The organism is Pseudomonas sp. (assembly GCF_037994325.1).
In the GTDB taxonomy this organism is placed as follows: Bacteria; Pseudomonadota; Gammaproteobacteria; order Pseudomonadales; family Pseudomonadaceae; genus Aquipseudomonas.
The window spans coordinates 1-3523 of sequence record NZ_JBBNAH010000003.1; the positions used below are offsets into that span (position 1 = coordinate 1).

The following is a 3523-nucleotide window of genomic DNA, read 5'->3' on the forward strand; positions in this document are numbered from 1 at the left end:
TTTTTGCTGGCTGCTTGCTGAACCGGCGTAAACCGTATCCACGACTTCTGTATCGGCAGAGCCCGCAGAACTAAAGGGTTTCATCCAACCTTTTGTCGCCAGCTGATCAAGAAACAACCAAAAAACAGGTGGGAAATGTCGCTTTAGTGACGTCAAATTTCAAATAAAACCGTCAGTTAGCGCCGCTCATCGGAAGACAGCTCTTTTTCTGACGCGCACAAAAAAGGGCCGAGAATTTAATCGTCGGCCCCTCTTTATTCCTACTTAAGCACTGCCCGACAGGTTAGCCAGGCATCCACGCCTTGGCCCAACTGCGCACATTTTCGCCTTCGAGCATCCAGTCGCGGCGAATGATAGTTTGCAGTTCATCGCCCATTTTTGCCGTGGCATCCAGATCAGCCAGGTGCATACGCACGGCGTCCACCCAATCCTTATAGCGATTTTTCACCCGTGTGACCGGCAGATCGCCGCGATAGCAGATGGCATCGCTACAAATAACCGGGAAGCCCAAGAAGCCGTACTCCAGCAGACGCAAATTGCTCTTGCAGTCGTTGAACTGGTTTTGCTCCAGCGGCGCCAGGGCCAGGTCGAGGTTTAACGATGCCAACATGGCCGGATACTTCTCGATAGCAACGCCCGGATAAAACTCCGCTACGTAAGGTTTAACCTTTTCCGGGCACAGGCCGAAAAACACCCACTCCACCTCTTCGGCCAGATCACGCACTACATCGACGATCAACTCCAGGTCACCGGTATGCCCTACCCCGCCCGCCCAACCGACCCGCGGTTTGCGCCCGACGCGGCGCTGGCTGCTCAGGCCGTTCCACCAGTTGGTGGGCAAGCGGTTAGGCGCCACCACCACATCCGGGTGCATACCCGCCAGCGCTTCAGCCAACGGCTGGGTCGACACCACAAAGCGGTCGACCATCGTCAGCGCGCGACGCAGCGAGCGCAAAACATCCTTGGGCATATCGGCGCGGTGCACGCTTTTCAGCGGCAGGTTGGGCAAGTAGTCATCCAGCTCATACACGCGGAAGGCGCCCGACAGCTGTTTGATTTCAGCAATCGCCTCCAACTGCTCATCAGTCACCTGGCGCTGCAAAATAATCACGTCGGCCTGAAAGCGCTCAAGCTCCAGTGGGTTAAACAGGGTTTCGCTAATCACCCCATCCGCCACGCCTTCACGCTGCATCGCGGTGAAGGGTTGGCGCACGCGGTAATGCCCGCAGCCGGTGCGATCGGCCGGGTGAGCGAGAATACGCGGCAACGGTGCTTGAACGAACGGCTGCCAGATCGCGCCGCGAATAGGGTCCAGCTCAAAGCCCTTATTGGCCAAGGTCAAGTTCGGGTTGTACGCCGGGTCGCGGGCCAGCAATGGCAGCCATTTTTGGTACATGGCGTCTTGCTCGGCGCGGAAACGTTTGAGCTTCTGCTCCTGAGCCAGGGTTTCAACCCCTGAATTCTGGCTGACGCTACCTTCGTGCAGCAGCACCGAATAAGGCGTCCACACGCTCAGGTAACCGGCCTCGCGCACCTTCAAGCACAGGTCGACGTCGTTATAGGAAACCTTGAACGTCACCTCATCCAGCCCACCAACCGCGTCATACACCTCTTTGCGGATGATCAGACAAGCCGCGGTGACTGCCGAATAGTTCTGATCCACCAGCAGCCGATGCATATAGCCAGCGCTGTCACCGGCATCGCCAAGGAATGGATGATCCGCCGGTCCACTCAGCCCCAACACCACACCCGCATGCTGGATCTTGCCATTGGGGAACAACAGCTTGGCGCCGACGATGCCCACTTCAGGACGGCGCGCATGGTTAAGCAGCTCGTGTAGCCAGTCCTCACGCAAAATCGCCGTGTCATTGTTCAGCAACACCAGGTACTCGCCCTTGGCCTGCGCCGCTGCGGCGTTGTTGATTGCCGAGAAGTTGAATGGGCCGGGGTAGCGAACCACCCGAATCTGCTCACTGTTTAGCTGCTCGATACCGGCCAGCCAGGTTTTCGCTTCCGCGGTTTCGCTGGCGTTGTCGATGATCAGCAGTTCGTAATTCGTGTAAGCGGTTTTCTCCAGCAGGCTTTCCACGCAACGTTGCAGCAGAGGCAATTGGTCCTTGGTTGGCACCAAAATCGATACCAGTGGCTGCTCCGGGTAGTCATAGCGAACCCGGTTGAAACCCGGTAGCACACCTTCCTGCATGCTGTGTGGCACACCAAGGCGAGCCAGATGCTCGCTGACTAACGTAGCTGAATGGCGGCGCACTTCCTCGCTGGCCAGCCATTGTGCAAACGGCACCTCGCTATGACTCAGCACCTCAGGGATATGGCCGACGCTGTCCAGGCCAAACGATTCCACACAGCGCAGTTGAAAATCCTGCACCGCCAGCCCTTCAAACTGCGCGCGCAAACCGCCCAGTTGCTCCAACGCCTCGCGTGAGACGCACAGCGAGCGCCCGGTGTAGGGATAGCTGCGCAGCAGATCGAGGTTAAAGTCCGGCTTGAAGATGGGTGCGTGCGGGCCTTGTTCGCCCACGCTATCTTCATCGCTGTAATAGCAGCCTGCCGGCGCGCCCATGGCGCGTTCTATCAGCAACGCCAAGGCGTGCGGTTCCAGGCGGTCACCCGCGGGCAGCAGGTAAAGCCACTCGGCAGTGCTAGCCAAGGCAGCATCGCTGACCTGTTGCCAATCCCCCTCAACCACACGATGCGGCGCCGCATATTGCTGGCCTGCCAGACTCTCGACCGTCGCCTGCACAGCCGTTTCATCGCTGCCCGACAAGGCCAACACCAACACCTCGATGGTCGGCACCTGCTCGGTTTGCAAGCGCTGTTCAAAAGCGGCGAACACCTGTGGGGTCAGCTTGTGTAAATAGCCCAGGCTTGGCTGAGCAACCGCTGCGTTGCGCATTTCATCGTCCAAACTTTGCAGAAACTCGCCGCGCGCTTGCTCAACACCGGCATGCACCTGCTGCCCATGGCGGCCATATAGACGACGGAACAGCTCGGGGAAATTCTTGCGCTCACGGGCGCTCATACGCTGCTCAGGGCTCTCCTGACGGATATGCACCTGCACGGTGTGCTCCTGCACATGCTCCACCGGGTAACGCGCCGACAGTTTCAGCAGCATGTCCCAGTCTTCCAGCGCTGGCAGCTCGACGTCGAAGCCACCCACTTCGTCCAACCACTTGCGCGGGTGCGACCAGGCATTGACCGGAATGTAGTTCTGCACCAGCAAATTTTCCCGGGAAAAAGCTTCGTGCTGCGTCGAAGAACTGCGCGACAACTCCTGCCGCCTTGCGCCCTCAAGCGTTTCCAGCACATAAGTCGTGTCGGTGTAGACCACCCGCTCGCCCTGAGCATGCGCCTGCGCATGGCGCTCCAGATGCTGCGGCAGCCACATATCATCGTCGTCGAGGTAACAGAGGTTTACCCCACGCGCCTGGCGAATGCCGCAGTTACGCGCATTCGACAACCCGCCATTACGGCCCAGGGCCAGATAGGTAATGGGGAAGTCATAACC

General features: G+C 58.7%; 1 protein-coding gene. It reads right to left on the reverse strand.

All coding sequences use genetic code 11. The features are described from left to right. Positions 1–283: 283 nt before the first annotated feature. Positions 284–3523: glycosyltransferase (locus AAAB16_RS00070; protein ID WP_340661486.1), on the reverse strand; the 3240-nt coding region annotated here is incomplete at its 5' end.